We start from the raw sequence: 20,027 nt of genomic DNA, 5'->3' as shown, positions 1-20,027 counted from the left end.
GCCCCGCCGCACCGCCACCGCTGGAACAATCCGGCGCGCCGCGCACAACTGTGCGGATCGCGTGTTCCTTTGATGGCGATGAGTTGAGGATAGGTTGTCCGACCATCGTCCGGATCGCAAGGGAGAGAAGAGCGGATTGCTGCTCATCCGGGCGATTTATGTGATCGGTGTGACGGATGCGATGGCGAGCTGCCGCCAAGTTGGGCGGGTTTCCGTGAGTCGCCGGCGGACGCGGGAATGAGAGAAGCCCCCTCACGTGGAGTGAGGGGGCTTCGCTGTGCGTGCGCCGCCAGGGACTCGAACCCCGGACCCGCTGATTAAGAGTCAGCTGCTCTAACCAACTGAGCTAGCGGCGCCTGCTGACCTGGAGAACTCTACCGGACGGGAAGGAGTGGCTCCGACCATTTGATGGCTGTTGCGGCCTGTCGGATTGTCTTTTCTTACCTTCGATCCGTCAAAATGCGATTTGTCGCGACAGTTGACACACTGGCGCCCGCGCGGCGGGGCTGAAACGTGCGGAGGGAAGGGTTCGCGGCGCCCCAAGAGTCCGAAAAGTCCCAAAAAACTCGAAGAGTCCGACGTATCCGACGTATCCGATGTGTTCGACGGGATTACTTGATGAGGATGAGTGTGGAGGGGATCGCATGACGGTTCCGGTCTTCGAGGAGTACGAACCCGCTCTCGACTGTCCCTGCGCCGGGTGCGCCGAGCGGCGGCGTGACCTGGCCAAAGGTCTGCCCGTACGGTCCGGCGGCCACCCGGCGGCGCACGGCGCCCGGCGGGCGCTGGTCCTGATGACCGCCGCCGGGGTCGCGCTGGGCGCGACGGGGGTGGAACCGGCGCGCGCCACCGACGCGGCGGCGCAGGCGGCCTTCGACCCCGACCCGTCGACCCCGCAGGGGGGCAGCGGGCCCCTCCACGGGCGGCCCCTGCCGGGTCCGGGCGCGGACCGGCCGACGGTGGAGCCCCGTACGTCCACCCGCGCCGAGATCATCAACCGCGCCAAGCTGTGGGTGAACGCGAAGGTGCCGTACAGCATGGAGAAGTACTGGTCGGACGGGTACCGCCAGGACTGCTCCGGCTATGTGTCGATGGCCTGGAACCTCGCGGGCAACGAATGGACGGGCAGCCTCGCGGAGTTCGGCGTACGGATCGAGCGCGAGGAGCTGCAACCCGGCGACATGCTGCTCTTCCACAACCCGGCCGACCCGAACAAGGGGTCGCACGTCACGCTCTTCGGCGGCTGGACCGACTACACGCACACCCATTACATGGCGTACGAGCAGACCAAGCCCCACGCCCGTCTCCAGTCCACGCCGATGGCGTACTGGAACAACTCCGACCGCTATATCCCGTACCGCTACAAGGGCGTGATCGAGAGCGGTGACGGCAAGGGCCCCGAGACGGGTACGGGGAGCACGCCCGCCGCCTACCCCGGGGCGCGCCTCTTCGGGCCCGGCGCCGACAACAAGTACGTCACCCAGCTCGGCCGGATGCTGGTGGAGCGCGGCGGCAAGCGCTTCTACGCGCGGGGGCCGGGCTCCCGGTGGGGCGAGGCGGACCGGCGGGCCACCCAGGCGTTCCAGCTCGCGCAGGGCTGGAGCGGCGCGGCGGCCGACGGGCTGCCGGGGCCGGGGACCTGGCGGTATCTGGTGAAGGGCCTGGGGAAGAACATCCCGTCCGGCGGCACCGCGAAACCCCCGGCGCCGAAGACACCGGCGTTCCCCGGCCGCACGTACTTCCGGCCCGGCGCGAGCAACCCGTACGTGCTCCAGATCGGCCGACAGCTCGTGAAGCGCGGCTTCGGCCGGCACTACACCACGGGACCGGGGCCGCAGTGGACGGAGGTAGACCGGCGCAACGTCGAGGCGTTCCAGCGGGCCCAGGGCTGGCGCGGCGCCGAGGCGGACGGCTACCCGGGCCCGGCGACCTGGCGGCGACTCTTCGCATGACGGACACGAGGATGACGGTGACGATGACGCACACCCCGCGACCGAACGACGACGAGGACGGCCTGCGAGGGCTGTTCACGGTACGCCCCGAGCCCGAGCCCGGACCGGCGCCCGAACCTGAGCGGGTGGAGGAGCGGGCGGAGGAGCCGGGGGGCGCCGTGGTGCCGGAGGTTTCGGTGGCCGCTGAGGCTCCGGTGGTTCCGGCTGTTCCGGCTGTTACGGAGGTGCCAGAGGTGCCAGAGGCTCCGGTGGTACGGGAGGTTCCGGTGGTGCGAGAGGCCCCGGAGGTCCCCGTCATCCCTGTGGCTCCGGCAGCCCCTGTGTCACCGGAGGCCCTGGAGGCCCTGGAAGCGCCCGAAGCGCCCGAGGCCCCTGAAGCGCCCGAGGCCCCGGGAGAGCTTGAAGCCCCACAGGCGGCACGAGCCCCAGAACGCTCAGAGGTCACCGTGTCACCGTCGCTCTCACCGGCCCCCGCCTTCCTCAAGGCCCCCGAGGCCCCCGAGGTCCCGTCGCCCCCACCACCCCCGACGCCTCCCATGGCCCCGCCGGACCGGCACCCCGTGCTCGATCTGGAGCCGGATGCCTTCGGCCGGGGCGCCGGGGTCTCCGTACGGGCGGCGCGTCCCGCGCGGTCCGGTGAGCGTCCCCGCTGGAGCCCGCTCATCGTCGGCGAGGCCACCCACGAGATCCCCGTCCACCTGCTCTTCCGCGACGAGGCCGAGGCGCCGCCGGCCCCCGGGGGACCGGTCAGGCCCACCGTCGTCGGGCGCCGGCTCGGCACCGGTGAGCAGCCCCGGATCCGCCGGGTGCCGCCGCCCGCCCCGGCGCCCGTCGTCCCCGCGCGCGCCGCGCCGTCCGGCGACCCGCACCTCACCGAGCGGCCGGGCCCCGCCCTGCCCGGCTGGTCCGCCGTTCTCGTCGGCCTCGTCGCACTGCTCGGGTGCGCGGCCGTGGCCTGGTGGGCCGGGGCGCTGCCGGCCCCGGTGACCGAGGCGCTGCGGCTGCCCAGGTTCCCGTACGACGGCGTCAGGATCAGGGAATGGGCGCTGCTCGGGCTCGGGGTGACCGTCGCGCTCTTCGCCTTCGGCGGGCTCGGCCGTGGCCGGGCCGGTCACGCGTGGGTGCTGACGCTCTTCGGTGACTACCGGGGGAGCGTGCGCCGTACGGGACTGCTGTGGATGAGCCCGCTGCTGCTGCGCCACCGGGTGGACGTGCGGCTGCGGCACTGGCGCAGTGAGCCGATGCCCGCCGTCGACTCGAACGGTACGGCGCTGCGCGTCGTCGTCCTCGTCGTCTGGCGGGTGCGGGACACCGTACGGGCGGCCCTCGGCGTCCAGGACCACGAGGAGTATCTGCGGGAGCAGGTCGAGGCGGCGATGGCGCGGGTGCTCTCGCAGCTTCCCGCCGACGCGTTCCACGACGAGGCGCCGACGCTGCGCAACGCCGAGGCGGTGGGGGACGCGCTGACCCGGATGCTGTCGGCCGAGGGGCGGCCCGTCGGCGTCGAGGTCTTCTCGGCGCAGCCGACGCGGATCGAGTACGCACCGGAGATCGCCGCGGCGATGCAGCGCAGCCGGATCGCCGCGATCGACGCCAGGCACCGGGACTCCGTACTGACGTCGGTGGTGGACGCGGTGGACGACACGGTGAGCCGGCTGACGACCCGCGGCCTGGTCGAACTGGACGACTACGAGCGCAAGGCGCTGGTGAAGGACCTCACCGTCGCGTTCTACACGGGCCGGCAGGGGGCCGGGGAGCGGCTGTGAGCGTCCCGGGGGCCCGTCAATTGGTCTGGACCGGGTTGTGTAGTTGATATGGACACGATCAAAGTTCCTTCATACCCTGGGGCTTGGTCCAGACCAACCGTTGTCCTCTGTCTGCGCGCGCGTGCGGCACGGCTCACCGAACTCCCCCACGTTCTCTGGAGCGAAGCATGCGAAAGAAGATGGGCGCGGCCGTCGTCGGCCTCGTCGTCACCGCCGTCTCCCTGCTCGCCACCGGCAGCGCCAGCAGCCATGGCTACACCGACTCACCGATCAGCCGCCAGAAGCTCTGTGCCAACGGCACCGTCGCCAACTGCGGCAACATCCAGTGGGAGCCGCAGAGCGTCGAGGGGCCCAAGGGCTTCCCGGCGGCCGGTCCCGCCGACGGCAAGATCTGCTCGGGCGGCAACGGCCAGTTCGCGCAGCTCGACGACGCGCGCGGCGGCTCCTGGCCCACCACCAAGCTGACGAGCGGCCAGAGCCACACCTTCCGCTGGCAGTTCACGGCCCGGCACGCCACGACCGACTTCCGTTACTACATCACCAAGAACGGCTGGAACTCCTCGCAGCCGCTCACCCGCGCCGCGCTGGACACCCAGCCGTTCCTGACGGTGCCGTACAACAACCAGCAGCCGCCCGCCACGCTCTCGCACTCGGGCACCCTCCCGTCGAAGTCGGGGCGCCACGTGATCCTGGCGGTCTGGACGATCGCGGACACCTCGAACGCCTTCTACGCGTGCTCGGACGTCCAGTTCTGATCTGACGGACGCCCGGTACGGCCTTCTCGTCACGGCCTTGGGAGTACGACGCCACCTGCCCGGTACCGACCGGGCGGGGGCGGACGGACCGGACGGACCGTCAATCCGCGTCGCTCCCAAGGCATGTGAGTGCGCCACAGGGGGTTCCGATGGCTGGAATTGGGGGATCATTCCCGCAACGGTCATCGCGCGTAGATCCGTGCGACAGCCGCGGAGTTCACGCTGTGGGCGCTCCTTGTCACCCCGGTCAGGGAGCGTCTCCCCCCATATGCCCGGAGGTTTTCCGTCATGCGCAGACGTCTGGCACTTCCTCTCGCAGCAGCAGTACTCGCCCTCCCCACCGCCCTTCTGACCGCCACCCAGGCCACTGCCGCGCCGGCCGACAAGCCGCAGGTGCTGAGCAGTTGGACCCAGGAGAGCGCGGCGAGCTACAACTCCTGGGTCGCGGCCCGCGGCAATCAGGGCGCCTGGTCGTCGTACGCCTTCGACTGGTCCACGGACTACTGCTCCTCCTCGCCGGACAACCCGTTCGGCTTCCCCTTCCAGACCTCCTGTGCCCGCCATGACTTCGGCTACCGCAACTACAAGGCGGCCGGTCAGTTCGACGCGAACAAGGCCCGGCTCGACTCCGCGTTCTACGCGGACCTGAAGCGCGTGTGCTCCGCGTACTCCGGCGCGCAGAAGACGTCCTGCGACGCGACGGCGTGGACGTACTACCACGCGGTGGACATCTTCGGCGTGGACGGCCAGAAGGGCGGCGGCGCGAAGGGCGCGGCCTGAGCCCCGTCCGATCTCGGCCTGATCCCGGTCTGATCCCGGCCTGATCCCGGCCTGATCCCCACGTCAGGACACGAGGAAGGCCCCCCGCTCGCGCGAGGGGCCTTCCTGTGTCGGTGCGCCGCCAGGGACTCGAACCCCGGACCCGCTGATTAAGAGTCAGCTGCTCTAACCAACTGAGCTAGCGGCGCCTGCTGACTCGAAAATAATACCCGGTGCTGCGGGGTGCTCCGAACCAGCGCCCCGCGGGCCCGGAGGGCCACGCGGGTCCGGCAGGATCCGGAGGCCGGACGGAAGAACCTAGATCGTCAGGGCCAGCGCCACCGGGGCCGCCCCGCGGTTCAGCGACTCCGCCGCCGCGCGCAGCCGGTGCGCGTGTTCGAGCGGGAGGGAGAGGGCGAGGCACCCGACCGAGGAGCCCGCCGTCAGCGGGACGGCCGCGCAGACCGTGCCGACCGCGTACTCCTGGAGATCCAGTACGGGGACGGTGGGCGGATGGCCGTCCAGCCGGGAGAGGAGCAGCCGCTCGCTGGTGATCGTGCGGGAGGTGAACCGCGCGATCTTGTGACGGGCGAGATGGTCCTTGCGCCCGCCGTGGTCGAGCTGGCTCATCAGGCACTTGCCGATCGCGCTCGCGTGGGCCGTGGTGCGGAAGTCCACGTACTCGTTGACGGCGGGGGTGAGCGGGCCCTCGGAGATCTGGGTGATCCTGATCTCGCCGTCGACGTAGCGGCTGACGTAGATGGCCGCGCCGATCGCGTCGCGCAGCTCGGCGAGGGTGTCCTGGAGCCGCGTTTCGAGGACCTGCGTCCGGTCGTTGCCGGAGCCGAGCAGGGTCAGCGAGTCGCCGATCACATAGGCGCCGTCCGCCGCCTGCTCCACATATCCCTCGCGGCGCAACATGGCGAGCAGCGGCGCGAGATGCCCGGCCGGCAGCCCGCTCTCGCTGGCGATACGGGCCGCGGTCACACCGCCGCCGTGCCGGGACACCGTCTCCAGCACACGCAGCACGTACCGCACCGAATGGAACGGGGCGGTCGGCTCCGGCCTCAGCACCACGGTCCCCCCTTGGCAGGTTGTTACCGCAAGCTCACCACCACGATAACCGTCAAGGGTGGGGAAAAGGGCGGCGGTTGACCAGCGAATTCGGCGCGGCCCAGGGCTCTGTACTGGGCCGCGCCACTCTGGCATATGCCAGAGGCGTAGTTCTCCACTCCGGCGCGGACTGCCGCGCAGGTCAGCGCGGTCCGGGTGCGACCCGCATATGCGCCGGGCGTGCGCCGGGCGCAATCAGAGCACGGCGCCGAGGAACTCACGCGTACGTTCGTGCTCCGGGTCCGTGAAGATCTTCTCCGGCGGTCCGGACTCGATGACCTTCCCCGCGTCGAACATCATCACGTCGTCGGAGATGTCCCGGGCGAAGTTCATCTCGTGCGTCACGCAGAGCATCGTGATGTCCGTCGTGTGGGCGATGTCGCGCAGTACGTCCAGGACCCCGGCGACCAGCTCCGGGTCGAGCGCCGAGGTGACCTCGTCCAGCAGCAGGATCCGCGGCCGCATCGCCAGCGCGCGGGCGATCGCCACGCGCTGCTGCTGCCCGCCCGAGAGCTGGGTCGGCTTCGCGTCGCAGCGGTCGCCGAGCCCGACGAGGTCGAGCAGTTCACGGCCGCGCTCCTCGGCCTCGTCCTTGCCGAGCCCGAGGACCCGGACCGGGGCCTCGGTGACATTGCGCAGGACGTTCATGTTGGGGAAGAGGTTGAACTGCTGGAAGACCATGCCGATGTTCTTCCGTACCTCGCGCACATGCTTGCGGTTCGCGGGGAACAGCTTGTCGCCGTTGACGGTGATGGTGCCCTCGTCGGGCTGGACCAGCGTCATCAGCAGCCGCAGGATCGTCGTCTTGCCCGATCCGGACGGGCCGACCAGGGTGACGTGCTTCCCCGGCTGTACGGAGAAACAGAGGTCGTCCAGGACGGTGTTGGTCCCGAATCTCTTCGTGACGTTCTCGAAGCGGATCAGCTCGGTGTCCGCCGTGGATTTCTCGGTGCTCGGGGGAATTCGGTCAGCGGACAAGACGACGCTCCAGGGCTCGCATGAGAAGAGAAGCCGGATAGGCGATGAGGATGAAGGCGACACCGACCACGGTCAGCGGCTCGGTGTACTGGAAGGTGGCCGCGCTCTCCAGCCGGGACTGCTGGAGCATTTCCAGCACACTGATCCCGGCGAGCAGCGGGGTGTCCTTCAGCATCGAGATGACGTAGTTGCCCAGCGCCGGCACGATACGCCGGATCGCCTGCGGCAGGATCACCGCGATCCAGGTCCGGCCGACGGGCAGGCTCAGCGCGGTGGCCGCCTCCCACTGCCCGGCGGGCACCGCGTCGATTCCGGCCCGGTAGACCTGTGCGGTGTACGTCGAATAGTGCAGCCCGATCGCGAGCGTGCCGGTCGTCAGCCCGGAGAACTGCACGCCCCACTCGGGCAGGACGAAGAAGAAGAAAAAGAGCTGCACGAGCAGCGGGGTGTTCCGGATGAATTCGGTGAAGACATGGACCGGCCACCGGATCAGACGCGTCGGCGCCCGGAATCCGATCGCCCAGACCAGACCGAGGGTGAAGGAGAGGAGCGAGCCCACCACGAGCACCTGGAGGGTGAGGAGCAGGCCGTCCCAGAAACGTGGCATGAAGTCCGCGACGGCGGACCAGTCCCAGCTGTTCATCGGGTGCCTCCCGGTGTGCCCGGCGTACCCGGTGTCATGGTGATGCCGATTCCGGCCTTCGTCTTCCGCTCAAGTGCCTTCATGCCGCGCGTGAGGACGAACGCGAGCACGAAGTAGATGACCAGGGTGATCGAGTAGATCTGTGCGCTCTCCTGCGTGGCCAGCCGCACCAGATAGGCGGCGAACGACACGTCGGCCACCCCGAGCAGCGAGACCAGCGCCGTGCCCTTCAGCAGTTCGACGAGGAGATTGCCGAACGGCGGGATCATCTCCGGGATCGCCTGGGGGAGCAGGATGAGCCGCAGCCGCTGCCACGGCGTGAAGTTGAGGGCGATACCCGCCTCGCGCTGCGCGGGCGCCACGGAGTTCAGGGCGCCGCGCACGACCTCGGCGCCGTACGCCCCGTACGACAGGCCGAGCGCCAGGACGGCGGCCCACAGCGGGACGAGGGCCCAGCCGAAGAGGCCGGGCATCACGAAGAACAGCCAGAACATCAGGACCAGCGCCGAGGTGCCGCGGAAGACCTCGGTGTAGAAGCCGGCGAGGAAACGGACGGTGCGCGAACGGTGCGTACGGGCCGTTCCCACGGCGAATGCCACGAAGGCGGCGAGCGCCGCGCTGTAGAGCGTGAGCTGAACGGTGATCCAGACACCGGGGAGCACCCAGTGGGTCCAGAGGCCGGCGGTCATGCGCACAGCTCCTTAGCCGTCAGCGTCGTCATCTCCGACTCGGCGAAGCCGAACGGCTTGAGGACGCGGAACAGTTCGCCGCTCTTCTTCATCTTGTGGATCTCGACGTTGAAGGCGTCCCGCAGACCGGAATCGGTGGGGCGGAAGGCGAAACCGCCGCCGTCGACCTTCTTCTCGCCGTCCACGAGCGGGGCGAACGGCTCGGTCGCCTCGGCCTTGCGGCTGTTCTTGACCACTTCGCGCCCGGTCAGCGCGGTACCGGCGAAGACGTCGACCCGGCCGGATTCGACGGCGTTCAGCCCGGCGACCGGGTCCTGGAGAATGACGATCTCGCTCTCGGGTATCCCGGCGGCCTTCGCGTAATCGATCTCCGCGTAACCGGTTCCCGTGGCGAGTTTCGCCTTGGAGCGCACCACGTCCTGATAGGAGAGCAGCTTCTTCGGATTCCCCTTGCGCACGATGAAGGAATCCAGCATCTGATACTCGGGATCGGCGAAGATGACCTGCTTGCACCGGTCCGCGTTGATGTACATCCCGGCCGACACGACATCGAACTGCTGCGAGTTGAGGCCGGGTATCAGCGAGGAGAAGTCGGTGGCGACCGGCTGTACGGAAGCTATGCCGAGCCGCTTGAAGATGATTTTCGCGAGTTCCACCGCCTCGCCGGTGAAATCACCCTGGTCGTTGATGTACCCGTACGGTGCCTCGCCCGCGATCCCCAGCCGCACCGTGCGCTGCGATTTCAGCCGGGCGAGGGTGTCCCCGGTCGGAACCCGGCTGCATCCGGCGGCGCCGAGCGCCCCCGCGGCGCCCAGCACGGCCGTGCCCAGCAGCAGGGAGCGTCTGCGTATGGGCCGTTTTGGTGCTCTTTCCGTGGTGTTCTCAGGTGGTGAAGCCATGGGCGCGCGGCTACCCGACTCCATCCGGGTTATGCGTATCGATTTGAGCCGATCTTGCCCGTCCGGTGTGCTCTTGACTGTGCGGACCGGACGAGGACGATGAAGGCATGACCGATCGATTCGTCACCGTGTCATTGGACAAGCGCGGCGTGCACTGCACCGCGAAACTGCTGGACGACCGGGCTCCGGTCACCTGCGCGGCGGTGTGGGAGGCGCTGCCGCTCGGCTCGGACGTCTACCACGCCAAGTACGCGCGCAACGAGATCTACGCGCTGTTTCCGGCCTTCGCCGCCGAGGAGCCACCCCTCGAAAATCCGACAGTGACCCCGATCCCCGGGGATCTGTGCTACTTCACCTTCTCCGACACGGAGCTGGGCACGTCGTCGTACGGATACGAGGAGAAGGCCACCGCGGGCCGCCGCACGGTCGTGGATCTCGCCCTCTTCTACGAGCGCAACAATCTGCTGATCAACGGCGACATGGGGTGGATCCCCGGCATCGTCTGGGGCACGGTGGTCGACGGCCTCGACCGGATGGCCGACGCCTGCCAGGACCTCTGGCGGGCGGGGGCCATCGGCGAGACGCTCAGCTTCCGGCGCGAGTAGGGACGCCCTCGGCCGGGGCGCGGGCTTCCGGATCGAGCAGGGGCGCGCGGAAGCCGGGGCGCGCGGGAGCCGGGGCGCGCGGAAGCCGGGGCGCGGGCTCCGGGCGCGCCCCGGCGGGGCGCTCAGGCTCCGGCGGGCGCCGGGATCCGGGCCGCGCCCGAGGCGTACAGCGCGTGCGCCGCGCGCAGCACCAGCTCGTCCGCGTGGCGCGCCGCGACGATCTGCACCCCGATCGGCAGCCCGTCCGCGTCCACCCCGCACGGCACCGTGGCGGCGGGCTGCTGCGTCAGGTTGAACGGGTACGTGAACGGCGTCCACGCCGTCCAGCGCCGCTGCCCCGAACCCTTCGGGGTCTCCACACCCGCCTCGAACGCGGTGATCGGCAGCGTCGGGGTGACCAGCAGGTCGTACGAGGCGTGGAACCGGCCCAGCCGCCGCCCCAGCTCCATCCGCGCGTCCACCGCCGCCAGGTAGTCCAGCGCGCTCCGCCGCTCACCGATCGCGATGATCTCCCGCAGCCCCGGGTCGAGCCCTTCGCGCTGCTTCTTCCCGAACGGGGCCACCAGCCGGGCCGCCCCCGTGAACCACAGGGTGTGGAACGCCTCCACCGGATCGCTGATGTCCGGGTCGGCCTCCTCGATGTACGCGCCCAGCTCCGCGAGCCGGCTCACCGCCGCCCGTACGGCCGACGCCACCGCGGGGCGCACCGCGACCTGCCCGCCGAAGGACGGCGAGTACGCGACGCGCAGCCCCTTCACCCCGTCGGCGCCCGCGGCCAGCGCGTCACGCGCGCCCGGCGCCGGGGCGAGCTGCGACCAGTCCCGCCAGTCCGCCCCGCTGATCACGTCCAGCAGCAGCGCCCCGTCCGCCGCGTCCCGGCTCATGGGCCCGGCGTGCGCCAGCGTGCCGAAGGGGCTCGACGGATAGAGCGGTACGCGCCCGTACGTCGGTTTGAGACCGAAGATCCCGCAGAAGGACGCCGGGATACGCACCGAACCGCCGCCGTCCGTACCGACCGAGAGCGGCGCCGCTCCCAGCGCCACCGCCGCCGCGCTGCCGCCGCTCGACCCGCCGGTGGTGCGGGAGAGGTCGTAGGGGTTACGGGTCACCCCGTTCAGCGGGGAGTCCGTGACGCCCTTCCAGCCGAACTCGGGGGTCGTCGTCTTCCCGACCAGGACCGCGCCGTGCTCCCGCAGCCGCGCGACCACCGGGGCGTCCTCGTCCCACGGGCCCCCCGGCCGCACCGCCAGGGAGCCGCGCAGGGTCGGCCCGCCCCGCTGGAGGAACAGGTCCTTCACGGAGACCGGCACCCCGTCGAGCAGCCCCTGCGGCTCCTGCCTGCGCCAGCGTTCGGCCGAGGCCGCCGCCTGCGCGAGCGCCGCCTCGGAGTCCACCCGTACGAACGCGTTGACCAGCGGCTGCACCGCCTCGATCCGGTCCAGTACGGCGCGGACCACGTCGACGGGGGAGAAGTCGCGCCGCGCGTAGCCCGCCAGCAGCGCGTGCGCGGAGAGGTCGGTGAGGAGGGTGTGGTCCGTAGCGGTGTGATCCCTGGTGCCGCGGTTCGTCATGTGGCCTCCGATGCGATCAGTCATGCATGGGGACGTACCCACGTTTCTTGTCCACCACGTTGGGAAGGGGCTTTCCGGCCACCCACAGTTCGTACAGGCCGACGAACTGCTCCCCCAGCCGGTCCCGCCAGCCGACCGTGTCGCCGCTCATGTGCGGGGAGACGATCAGCCCGGGGACGTCCCACAGCGGACTGCCGGGATCCAGCGGCTCCCGCTCGAAGACGTCGAGCGCCGCGCCCGCGATCCACCGCTTGGAGACCGCGGCGACCAGGTCGTCCTCGACGACGAGCTGCCCCCGGCCCACGTTGACGAACCGCGCGGACGGCTGCATCAGGCCGAACAGCCGGGCGTCGAACATGCCGCGCGTCGCGTCCGTCAGCGGCGCGGCGCCGATCACCCAGTCCGCCCGGGTCAGCAGCCGGTCGAGCTGGTCCGCGCCGTGCACACCGGGGCGCGCCGTCCGGCCGGTGACGGCCACCGTCACGCCCAGCGCCCGCAGCGTGTGGGCGACGGCCCGGCCGATCGGGCCCGCGCCGACCACGACGGCCCGGCTGCCGGCGACGCGCAGCCCCTCGCGGTGGTGCCAGCGGCGCCGGCTCTGGAGCTCCAGCGTGCCGGGCAGATCCTTGGCCATGGCCAGGACGAGCCCCGCCACGTACTCGGCGATCGGCTCCTCGAAGATGCCCCGCGCGTTGGTGACGACGGTCTCGGAGTCGACCAGACCGGGGAAGAGCAGCCGGTCCACCCCGGCGCTCGCGGTGTGCACCCAGCGGGGCCGCGGGCCCGTCCCCGGCCAGGCGTCCCGTACCGCGTCCGAGGTGAAGTCCCAGACCAGCAGGGCGTCGGCGAGCGGGAGTTGCGCGGCGAGGCCGTCCGCGTCGACCGACACGATCCTGGCGTGACCGGTGAGCCGGCCGAGGCGCGGCGGCGGGTCCGCCGTCAGGACGAGGAGGGTGGGTGGGGGCATGGGGAGCAGCCCTTCTGCCGGGGCCGGTACACCCGGCGGGGGCCGGGCGGGGGCCGAGCGGAGTTTCCCGTTGGAAAATTCCGTGCAACGTCTGAGATGTGCCGATTGACCACGCTCGCATCACACTCCTACCGTCGTCAACAAGAGCTGAACCTTGTCAGCGCGGGCGTGAGCAAGGGGGCCGACAATGGATGTCTCCTTTCTGGGCGGACCACAGCCACAGCGTGGTGTGGGAGTGGTCGCTCCGTTCGATTTCGCACTCGACCGCGAACTGTGGCGGTGGGTGCCCGACAACATCTCGTTGCGTCTGACCAGGACGCCTTATGTGCCGGTCGAGGTCTCCCTCGACCTGGCCAGGCTGGTCAGCGAGCACGAGACTCTGGGGGAGGCGGTCCGGGCGCTCGGCGTCTCCGAGCCCGAAGTCATCGCGTACGCCTGCACCTCGGGCAGTTTCGTCGGTGGCCCGGCCGGGGAGCGGGCCATGTGCGAGGCGATGACCAGGGCCGGGGAGGTGCCGTCGCTCACCACGACCGGCGCCCTCGTCGAGGCCCTGGAGGATCTGGGCGTGGGCAGGATCGCGCTGGTCACGCCCTATACGGAGTCCGTCACGAGGTCGCTGGAGGAGTATCTGGCGGAGGTGGGGGTAGCCGTTACGGGTCGCGCTTTTCTCGGGCTGACGCGGGACATCTGGAAGGTTCCGTACCGGTCGGTGATGGACATGGCGCGACAGGCAGTCGTCGGAGCGGCCGACGCGCTGTTCATCAGTTGCACGAATCTGCCGACGTACGACGTGATTCCGCAGTTGGAGGCCGAACTGGGCATGCCGGTGCTCTCCGCCAACCAGGTCACCATGTGGGCCGCGCTGCGCAGGCTCGGCGCCCACGCGGTCGGCCCGTACCAGGCGCTGCTGCTCGATCCGCCGCCGGTGCAGACGGCTCCGCCGATGACGCCGATCGCACCGATCACGCCGATCTCGCCGATGACATCGGTTCCGGCGGTCCCGCCGATCGCCCCGGTCACGCCGATCTCTCCGGGGGTGCCGGCCCAGCCGGTGGCGCCGGGACCGGCGCCAGGACCGTCCGTTTCGCCCTCCTCGCCCGTCGAGGGCCTGTCGGCGGCGGAGTCCGTGCCTACGGTGGAATCGGTCGCCCCCGCGTCACCCGTCGCACCGGCAGGCCCCGGCGGGCCCGTCCCGCCGTCCCTGCCGGACGATACGGAAGGATGGACATGACCACCGTCGGATTCCTCTACCCCGGCCACTCCGCCGAGGACGACTACCCGCGCATCGAGATGCTGCTCGCCAGCGACATCAGACTGCCCGTCGTCCACACCGACATCGGGGAGGACGCCCACCGCGTCGACGCGCTGCTGGAGATGGGCGCGGGGGAGCGGCTGGCGGCCGGGGTGGAGGAGCTGCGGCTGGCCGGGGCCGAGTCCGTGGTGTGGGCCTGCACCAGCGGCAGCTTCGTCTACGGATGGGACGGCGCGCACGAACAGACGCGCGCCCTGGCCCTGGCGGCCGGGCTGCCGGCGTCGAGCACGTCGTTCGCGTTCGCCCACGCGGTACGGGCGCTCGGCGCGGAACGGGTCGCCGTCGCGGCGACCTATCCGCAGGACGTCACCGAGTACTTCGGGGTCTTCCTCAAATCGGCGGGCATCGAGGTGGTGGCCGACCGCGCGAGCGGGATCATCACGGCCGCGGAGGTCGGTACGTGGGAGCGCGACGAGGTGCTGGAGCTGGCCCGCGCGGGCGATCATCCGGACGCCGAGGTCGTCCTCCTCCCGGACACGGCGCTGCACACGGCGGCGTATCTGCCCGAGCTGGAGGAGGCGCTCGGCAAACCGGTGCTCACGGCGAACCAGGTCAGCGTCTGGGAGGGGCTGCGGCTGGCAGAGCGCAAGGCGTGGGCGCCCAAGCTGGGCACGCTCTTCGCGAGCCGGCCGTAGCCGTCCTGTCGCGCTGTCGGACTGTCGGCCGTCGGGCTGTCGCGCTGTCGGGCTGTCGGGCTGTCGCGTCAGCGTGCGGGAATAAACGGAGATACCCTCCTGTTGGTGGTGGAGCAGTGACTTCACGTTGACGCACACGCAGGAGGGTCTGACCGGTGGACGAGGCGAGCCGAGGCGCTACGGATCGAGACGCGACACAGACGGATCGGGAGACCGGCGACGCGTCGCGGGGCGCCACCGGTCCGGCCGCAGGCGCCGCCGACCCGGTACGGGGGACCGTGCGGGGCACCGCGCCCGTACCGCTGTCCGTACTGGACCTGGTCACCGTGGGCAGCGGCTCCACCGCCGGCGAGGCGCTCCGCACGAGCGTGACGCTGGCGCGGCTCGCCGAGCGCCGGGGCTTCCACCGGCACTGGGTCGCGGAGCACCACTCCATGCCGGGCGTCGCGTCCACCTCGCCCGCCGTGATCCTCGCGCATCTCGCCGCCCACACCGAGCGCATCAGGCTCGGCTCGGGCGGCGTGATGCTGCCCAACCACGCGCCGCTGGTGATCGCGGAGCAGTTCGGCACGCTGGAGGCGCTGGCTCCGGGCCGCGTCGACCTCGGTCTGGGCCGCGCGCCCGGCACCGACGGGGCGACGGCCGCCGCGCTGCGCCGCACCGAACGGCTGAACGAGGGCGCCGACGACTTCCCGCAGCAGCTCGCCGAGCTGACCCGGTTCCTGGACGACGACTTCCCCGACGGCCACCCGTACTCCCGGATCCACGCCGTGCCGGGCCCGGTCCAGGGTCCGTCGGGCCGCCCGCCGATCTGGCTGCTCGGATCGTCGGGCTTCAGCGCCCGGCTGGCCGGGGTGCTGGGGCTCCCGTTCGCGTTCGCCCACCACTTCTCGGCGCAGAACACCATCCCGGCGCTCGACCTCTACCGCGAGTCGTTCAGGCCGTCCGCCGTGCTCGACGCGCCGTACGCGCTGATCGGCGTCGCGGCGCTGGCGAGCGACGACGAGCGGGAGGCCCGCCGCCAGGTGCTGACCGGCGCGCTCTCGATGGTGCGGCTGCGCACGGGGCGGCCGGGGCTGGTCCCGACGCCGGAGGAGGCCGAGGCGTACCGGTTCAGCCCGATGGAGGAGGAGTTCGTCAACGGCTGGCTCACCAACATCGTGCACGGCACCAAGGACGCGGTGATCGACGGCCTGAACGACCTTCAGAAGCGGACGGGCGCCGACGAGTTGATGATCACGGCCAACGCGCACGGCGGCGAGGCGCGGCTGCGCAGCTACGAACTGATCGCCGACGGGTACGGACTGCCGGGGTCGGACTGACCCACGGAACCCGGGGGCGCCCGGCCGCCTCAGGGGTGTCACCCGGGGGGTGGTGAGGGGAACCTCGGGGTGGGATCGGGGGCTGCCCGGATCCGGCGGGAGGCGCGGAGCGTCAGTCTGGAGACATGACCGAATCCTCCGCACGTCGCTCCGTTCCGCCGCCCCCGCCCGGCGTGGTTCCCCCGCGGGCTCCCCCGGTTCCGCAGGCTCCCCCGGTTCCGTCGGCTCCCGCGGCTGCCTTCGCCATGCGTCGGCCCACCCGCCGGGTCCTCCACGGAGCTGCGCGGACCCGGTCGGCTCACACGCCGTTCGGGCTGACCGCCGCGATCATCTCCGCGATCCGCTCCGGCGCCACGGGGCGGGAGAACAGCCACCCCTGTCCCGTGTCGCAGCCGATCCGCTGGAGCCGCGCCGCCTGCCCCGAGGTCTCCACGCACTCCGCCGTGACCGTCAGCCCCAGCCGGTGCGCGAGCTGGATCAGCGCCTCGACGATCGTCTCGTCCGCCGGACTCGGGTGCACGCCCTCGTCGTACCGGAACCCCCGGACGAAGGAACCGTCCAGCTTGAGCACCGAGACGGGCAGCCTGCTCAGATAGGCGAGATTGGAGTAGCCCGTGCCGAAGTCGTCGATCGCGATCCGCACGCCCATGTCGCTCAGCGCCTGGAGCGCCTGGAGCGGGCGGCCCGCCGAGCCCATCACCGCGGACTCCGTCAGCTCCAGTTGCAGCAGATGCGGTGAGAGCCCGGTCTCCGCCAGGATCCCCGCCACGTCCCCCACCAGATCGGAGTCCCATACCTGGCGTACGGCCACATTGACGCTGACGAACAGCGGCTGGGCGTGCGGGTGGTCGAGCTGCCAGCGCCGCGCCTGGCGGCAGGCCGTGCGGAGCACCCAGCCGCCGAGCTGCACGATCGAGCCGTCCTCCTCGGCGATACCGATGAACCGATTCGGCGACAGCGTCCCGAACTGCGGATGGTTCCAGCGGACCAGCGCCTCCACACCCCGGACGATCCCGTCGGCCATCCCCACCAGCGGCTGGTACTGGAGGACGAACTCCTCGCGCTCGACGGCCGGACGGAGCGCCGAGGTGAGCGCCTGCCGCGTCATACGGTGGGCGTTGCGCTCCGGGTCGAAGAGGGTCCAGCGGGCCTTGCCGTCGGCCTTCGCCCAGTACAGCGTGGTGTCGGCGGCCTGCATCAGACCGGTCGGGGTGGTGCCTTCCGCGGCGCGCTCCACGACCCCGATCGACGCCGACACCGAGAGCCGCTGCCCGGCGAGGTCGAAGGGACGCTGGAGCGCGGCGAGCACGGAGCGGGCGAGATCGGCGAGCTGTTCCGTACCGGTGGAGTCCTCGACGAGGATCGCGAACTCGTCGCCGCCGAGCCGGGCCACGAGGTGGCCGCCGCTGCGCGTGTAGCCGCCGTGGTCGGCGCACTCGGTGAGCCGGCCCGCGACGGCGGCCAGCAGCCGGTCGCCGGTGCGGTGGCCGAGGGTGTCGTTGACCGCCTTGAAACCGTCGAGATCGAGGTAGCAGAGACCGATCCGCCCTGTTCTGCCATCCCCTCTCCCGTTTCCCGCGCCCCGGTCGTGGCCACGCGCGGAGTACGCGGCCGACACACCGTAGGCGACGCCCGTGCCGTACGCCGCCGCGCCCGTGGTGTACGTCCTGCTGCCGTACGTCCCGCCCTCGAAAGGACCGGCGCCGTAGGACGACGTTTCCAGCGCCGCGGCCAGCCGTTCGAAGAAGAGCGTGCGGTTGGGCAGCCGGGTCACCGGGTCGTGCTGCTGGAGATGGCGCAGCCGGGCCTGGAGTTCGCGCCGGTCGCTGATGTCCGTGACCGACAGCAGTACGCGTTCGGTGTCCGGTACGGGCGCCACCGTGACCTCGGCCCACAGGGTCCGCCCGTCGGGGTGCTTGAGCCGGCGGGTGCAGCGGAAGCGGGCGCGCAGGCTGTCGAGGGCCTCGCGGTACGCGTTCCAGGTGCGGGCGTCCGACGCCAGGTCGAGGAGGTCGGCGGCGGCCTGGTCGGCCAGCGCGTCGGGTCCGGTGCCGAGGAGCGCGCCGAGCGCGTCGTTGGCGTCGAGGACGGTGCCCTCGCGGTCGAGCAGCGCCATGGCGAGCCGGGAGACATGGAACGCGGCGCGGTAGTCGTGCGCCTCGCCCGTCCGGTGCGGCGCGCGCTGTTCGGTGCGCTCGGTCTGTTCCGCGGTGGTCCTGTCGTGCCGCTCGGTGTCGTCGTCCGGCAGGGCGTGGCCCGCCTCCTGACGCTCCGTGGGTTCCGCGCGCGGCGCGGGGTCCGCACGCCGTACGGGGTCCGCGCGCGCCGCACGGTCCGTACGCTCCGTGTTCGGCGGGTGGCTTCCGCCTGCCGCCGCGACCGCCGCTGGGCGCGGCCCTTCGGGGGTTCCGCTCACGGCTCGCTCCCGCGGTGCAGTCGTGTTGTACAGGGGGGTGGTGGAGACGGGTCAGCCAGAGAAAGTGTGCCGATCATAGAGGTAGGCCGGGTTGCCATTCCAGCTCCCCCGTACCGGAGGCGGCCCCCGGGAGACGTTCCCACATGATCGAGCGATCGTTTCTGCACGGCTGTGGCACCGGGCCACCCGATGGTGACGGGTGGTGACATCGCCGCCGCGCCCGGGGTGTCGGGCCGCGCTCACCCGCGTGGGGCAGCCCAACAAGGCGTACCCCTGCAAACCGTCACAAGGTGGAGTGCGACGTGTCCCCGCGTCGCAGCCTGCCCCACCCGCCGTGTCCCCATCCGCAGCCGGAGGTCGATGTGGAGCGTCCGCAGCCACCCGAGGCGGTGGAAAGGCCCCGGCTGCGCAGGGCCGCTGCTGCCTTCACCTCGCTCATGGCGGTCGCCGCCACCTCCCTGGTGACCGGGCCCGCCGCGACCGCGACCGCGCAGGGGCCGTGCGCCCTGCCCCGTACCGCCGCGCACCACTCCCTCGGTCTGGACACCTGGAACGACGCCTATCCGCGCCCGGCCCGTTCCCTCGACGCGGTCATGATCTTTCTCTCCTTTCCCGACTCCCGGCCGCTCGCCACCCCCGAGGCGCTGGTGGCCGACCACTTCCCGGCGACCAGCCGGTTCTACGAGCGGGCCTCGTACGGCAGGTTCACGCTCCGGGCGCACCCGCAGCTCCGCTGGTTCGCGATGCCGCGCCCCTCCACCTCGTACGGGATACGGCGCGACTGGGAGCCGGCGCGGCGCACCGCCTATCTGCGGGACGCGCTCGCCGCCGCCGACCCGGAGGTCGACTTCTCCCGCTACGACGTGGTCTATTTCGTCGCCGACCCGGACGCGCCGGGCGTCGACTCCGACGCCACGAAGGTCGTCAACTTCGACCAGCCGATGCGCGCCGACGGCAAGGACATCAAGCGCGTCGTCACCGTCTTCGAGCGCCATCCCCCCGACCGCAACGTGCTGGCCCACGAGACCGGCCATGTCTTCGACCTGGCGGACCTGTACCACCGGCCGACCAACGACAAGGGCGACTGGGACACCTATGTGGGTGACTGGGATGTGATGGGCAGCCAGTTCGGTCTGGCGCCGGACTTCTTCGCCTGGCACAAGTGGAAGCTGGGCTGGCTGGACCGGCGGCAGGTGAGCTGTGTCTCCCCCACCGGCACGACCCTGCTCACCCTCGACCCGGTCGCCGCCGAGCCCTCCTTCGGCGGCGGCGCGGGCACCCGGCTCGCGGTGGTGCGGACCGGTACGGACTCGGCGCTGGCGATCGAGGCGCGCGCCGCCACCGGCAACGACCTGCACACCTGCACGGAGGGGGTGCTGATCTACCGGGTACGGAGCGGGAAGGCGTCGGGCGGCGGCCCGGTCGAGGTGGTGGACACACACCCAGGCAGCGAGGCGTGCTGGGAGCGGTCGGTCTACCCGCCGCTCGCGGACGCGCCGCTGGAGGTCGGCGAGACGTTCACGGTGCCGGGGGAGCGGACCCAGGTGCAGGTGGCCGACCGTACGGCCTCGGGCGCCTTCACCGTCAAGATCACACCGGCCGGCTGACGGCGCCGGGCGCGGGAGGGCGCCGCGCGGCCGACGGC

Annotated in this window: 17 protein-coding genes and 2 tRNA genes; 9 read left to right on the top strand and 10 right to left on the bottom strand. The window is 71.3% G+C overall.

What is annotated here, in order from left to right; genetic code table 11:
• Positions 1–282 precede the first annotated feature (282 nt).
• Positions 283–356 (bottom strand) — tRNA-Lys (locus ACFXPK_RS07940).
• Between the two features lie 288 nt (positions 357–644).
• Between ACFXPK_RS07940 and ACFXPK_RS07935 the strand changes: the two genes are divergently transcribed.
• From ACFXPK_RS07935 to ACFXPK_RS07920, 4 genes are all read left to right on the top strand, one after another.
• Entirely contained in the window at positions 645–1,952 is a 1,308-nt protein-coding gene (locus tag ACFXPK_RS07935; protein WP_384994393.1) for a peptidoglycan-binding protein, read from the top strand.
• Between the two features lie 446 nt (positions 1,953–2,398).
• Positions 2,399–3,718, top strand: coding sequence for an SPFH domain-containing protein (locus tag ACFXPK_RS07930; protein ID WP_385072839.1), 1,320 nt, complete (start codon positions 2,399–2,401; stop codon positions 3,716–3,718).
• Positions 3,719–3,885: 167 nt separating this feature from the next.
• Complete coding sequence (locus ACFXPK_RS07925; protein ID WP_384994388.1) at positions 3,886–4,473, top strand: lytic polysaccharide monooxygenase; 588 nt, start codon at positions 3,886–3,888, stop codon at positions 4,471–4,473.
• Between the two features lie 288 nt (positions 4,474–4,761).
• The gene (locus ACFXPK_RS07920) at positions 4,762–5,253 is read left to right on the top strand and encodes a phospholipase (RefSeq protein WP_384994385.1); all 492 of its coding nucleotides are present in this window, start codon (positions 4,762–4,764) and stop codon (positions 5,251–5,253) included.
• Positions 5,254–5,367: 114 nt separating this feature from the next.
• Here the strand turns inward: ACFXPK_RS07920 and ACFXPK_RS07915 are convergent.
• From ACFXPK_RS07915 to ehuB, 6 genes are all read right to left on the bottom strand, one after another.
• Positions 5,368–5,441: transfer RNA gene (locus ACFXPK_RS07915), tRNA-Lys, on the bottom strand.
• A 109-nt stretch (positions 5,442–5,550) separates the two neighbouring features.
• The gene (locus ACFXPK_RS07910; RefSeq protein ID WP_384994382.1) at positions 5,551–6,309 is read right to left on the bottom strand and encodes an IclR family transcriptional regulator; all 759 of its coding nucleotides are present in this window, start codon (positions 6,307–6,309) and stop codon (positions 5,551–5,553) included.
• Positions 6,310–6,540: 231 nt separating this feature from the next.
• Positions 6,541–7,323: an ectoine/hydroxyectoine ABC transporter ATP-binding protein EhuA gene (gene ehuA / locus ACFXPK_RS07905; RefSeq protein WP_384994380.1), complete on the bottom strand. Its 783-nt coding sequence runs from the start codon at positions 7,321–7,323 to the stop codon at positions 6,541–6,543.
• Positions 7,313–7,966, bottom strand: coding sequence for an ectoine/hydroxyectoine ABC transporter permease subunit EhuD (gene ehuD, locus ACFXPK_RS07900; protein WP_384994378.1), 654 nt, complete (start codon positions 7,964–7,966; stop codon positions 7,313–7,315). The genes ehuA and ehuD overlap by 11 nt, the downstream gene beginning before the upstream one ends.
• On the bottom strand, positions 7,963–8,655 hold the full coding sequence (gene ehuC / locus ACFXPK_RS07895; protein WP_384994376.1) for an ectoine/hydroxyectoine ABC transporter permease subunit EhuC: 693 nt from the start codon (positions 8,653–8,655) through the stop codon (positions 7,963–7,965). Before ehuC ends, ehuD begins: the two co-directional genes overlap by 4 nt.
• Entirely contained in the window at positions 8,652–9,554 is a 903-nt protein-coding gene (ehuB, locus tag ACFXPK_RS07890) for an ectoine/hydroxyectoine ABC transporter substrate-binding protein EhuB (protein WP_384994373.1), read from the bottom strand. The genes ehuC and ehuB overlap by 4 nt, the downstream gene beginning before the upstream one ends.
• 107 nt (positions 9,555–9,661) lie before the next feature.
• Between ehuB and ACFXPK_RS07885 the strand changes: the two genes are divergently transcribed.
• Positions 9,662–10,159 (top strand): DUF3830 family protein, encoded by a 498-nt coding sequence (locus tag ACFXPK_RS07885; RefSeq protein ID WP_384910249.1) that lies wholly within the window; start codon positions 9,662–9,664, stop codon positions 10,157–10,159.
• A gap of 122 nt (positions 10,160–10,281) precedes the next feature.
• Here the strand turns inward: ACFXPK_RS07885 and ACFXPK_RS07880 are convergent, their stop codons facing one another.
• Entirely contained in the window at positions 10,282–11,730 is a 1,449-nt protein-coding gene (locus ACFXPK_RS07880) for an amidase (RefSeq protein ID WP_384994415.1), read from the bottom strand.
• Between the two features lie 16 nt (positions 11,731–11,746).
• On the bottom strand, positions 11,747–12,697 hold the full coding sequence (locus ACFXPK_RS07875) for a D-2-hydroxyacid dehydrogenase (RefSeq protein WP_385072832.1): 951 nt from the start codon (positions 12,695–12,697) through the stop codon (positions 11,747–11,749).
• A 187-nt stretch (positions 12,698–12,884) separates the two neighbouring features.
• Between ACFXPK_RS07875 and ACFXPK_RS07870 the strand changes: the two genes are divergently transcribed.
• From ACFXPK_RS07870 to ACFXPK_RS07860, 3 genes are all read left to right on the top strand, one after another.
• Positions 12,885–13,928, top strand: a complete 1,044-nt coding sequence (locus ACFXPK_RS07870; RefSeq protein ID WP_384994369.1) for a decarboxylase — start codon at positions 12,885–12,887, stop codon at positions 13,926–13,928.
• Positions 13,925–14,644, top strand: coding sequence for a decarboxylase (locus ACFXPK_RS07865; protein WP_384994366.1), 720 nt, complete (start codon positions 13,925–13,927; stop codon positions 14,642–14,644). Before ACFXPK_RS07870 ends, ACFXPK_RS07865 begins: the two co-directional genes overlap by 4 nt.
• Before the next feature lie 278 nt (positions 14,645–14,922).
• Entirely contained in the window at positions 14,923–15,966 is a 1,044-nt protein-coding gene (locus ACFXPK_RS07860; RefSeq protein ID WP_384994363.1) for an LLM class flavin-dependent oxidoreductase, read from the top strand.
• A gap of 298 nt (positions 15,967–16,264) precedes the next feature.
• Here the strand turns inward: ACFXPK_RS07860 and ACFXPK_RS07855 are convergent, their stop codons facing one another.
• Positions 16,265–18,382: a putative bifunctional diguanylate cyclase/phosphodiesterase gene (locus tag ACFXPK_RS07855; protein WP_385072828.1), complete on the bottom strand. Its 2,118-nt coding sequence runs from the start codon at positions 18,380–18,382 to the stop codon at positions 16,265–16,267.
• A 362-nt stretch (positions 18,383–18,744) separates the two neighbouring features.
• Between ACFXPK_RS07855 and ACFXPK_RS07850 the strand changes: the two genes are divergently transcribed.
• Positions 18,745–19,989, top strand: a complete 1,245-nt coding sequence (locus ACFXPK_RS07850) for a M6 family metalloprotease domain-containing protein (RefSeq protein ID WP_385072825.1) — start codon at positions 18,745–18,747, stop codon at positions 19,987–19,989.
• The last annotated feature ends 38 nt before the right edge of the window (positions 19,990–20,027 follow it).

Source organism: Streptomyces sp. NPDC059142 (assembly GCF_042755665.1).
GTDB lineage: Bacteria > Actinomycetota > Actinomycetes > Streptomycetales > Streptomycetaceae > Streptomyces.
This window is presented reverse-complemented; position numbering and strand designations above follow the sequence as displayed.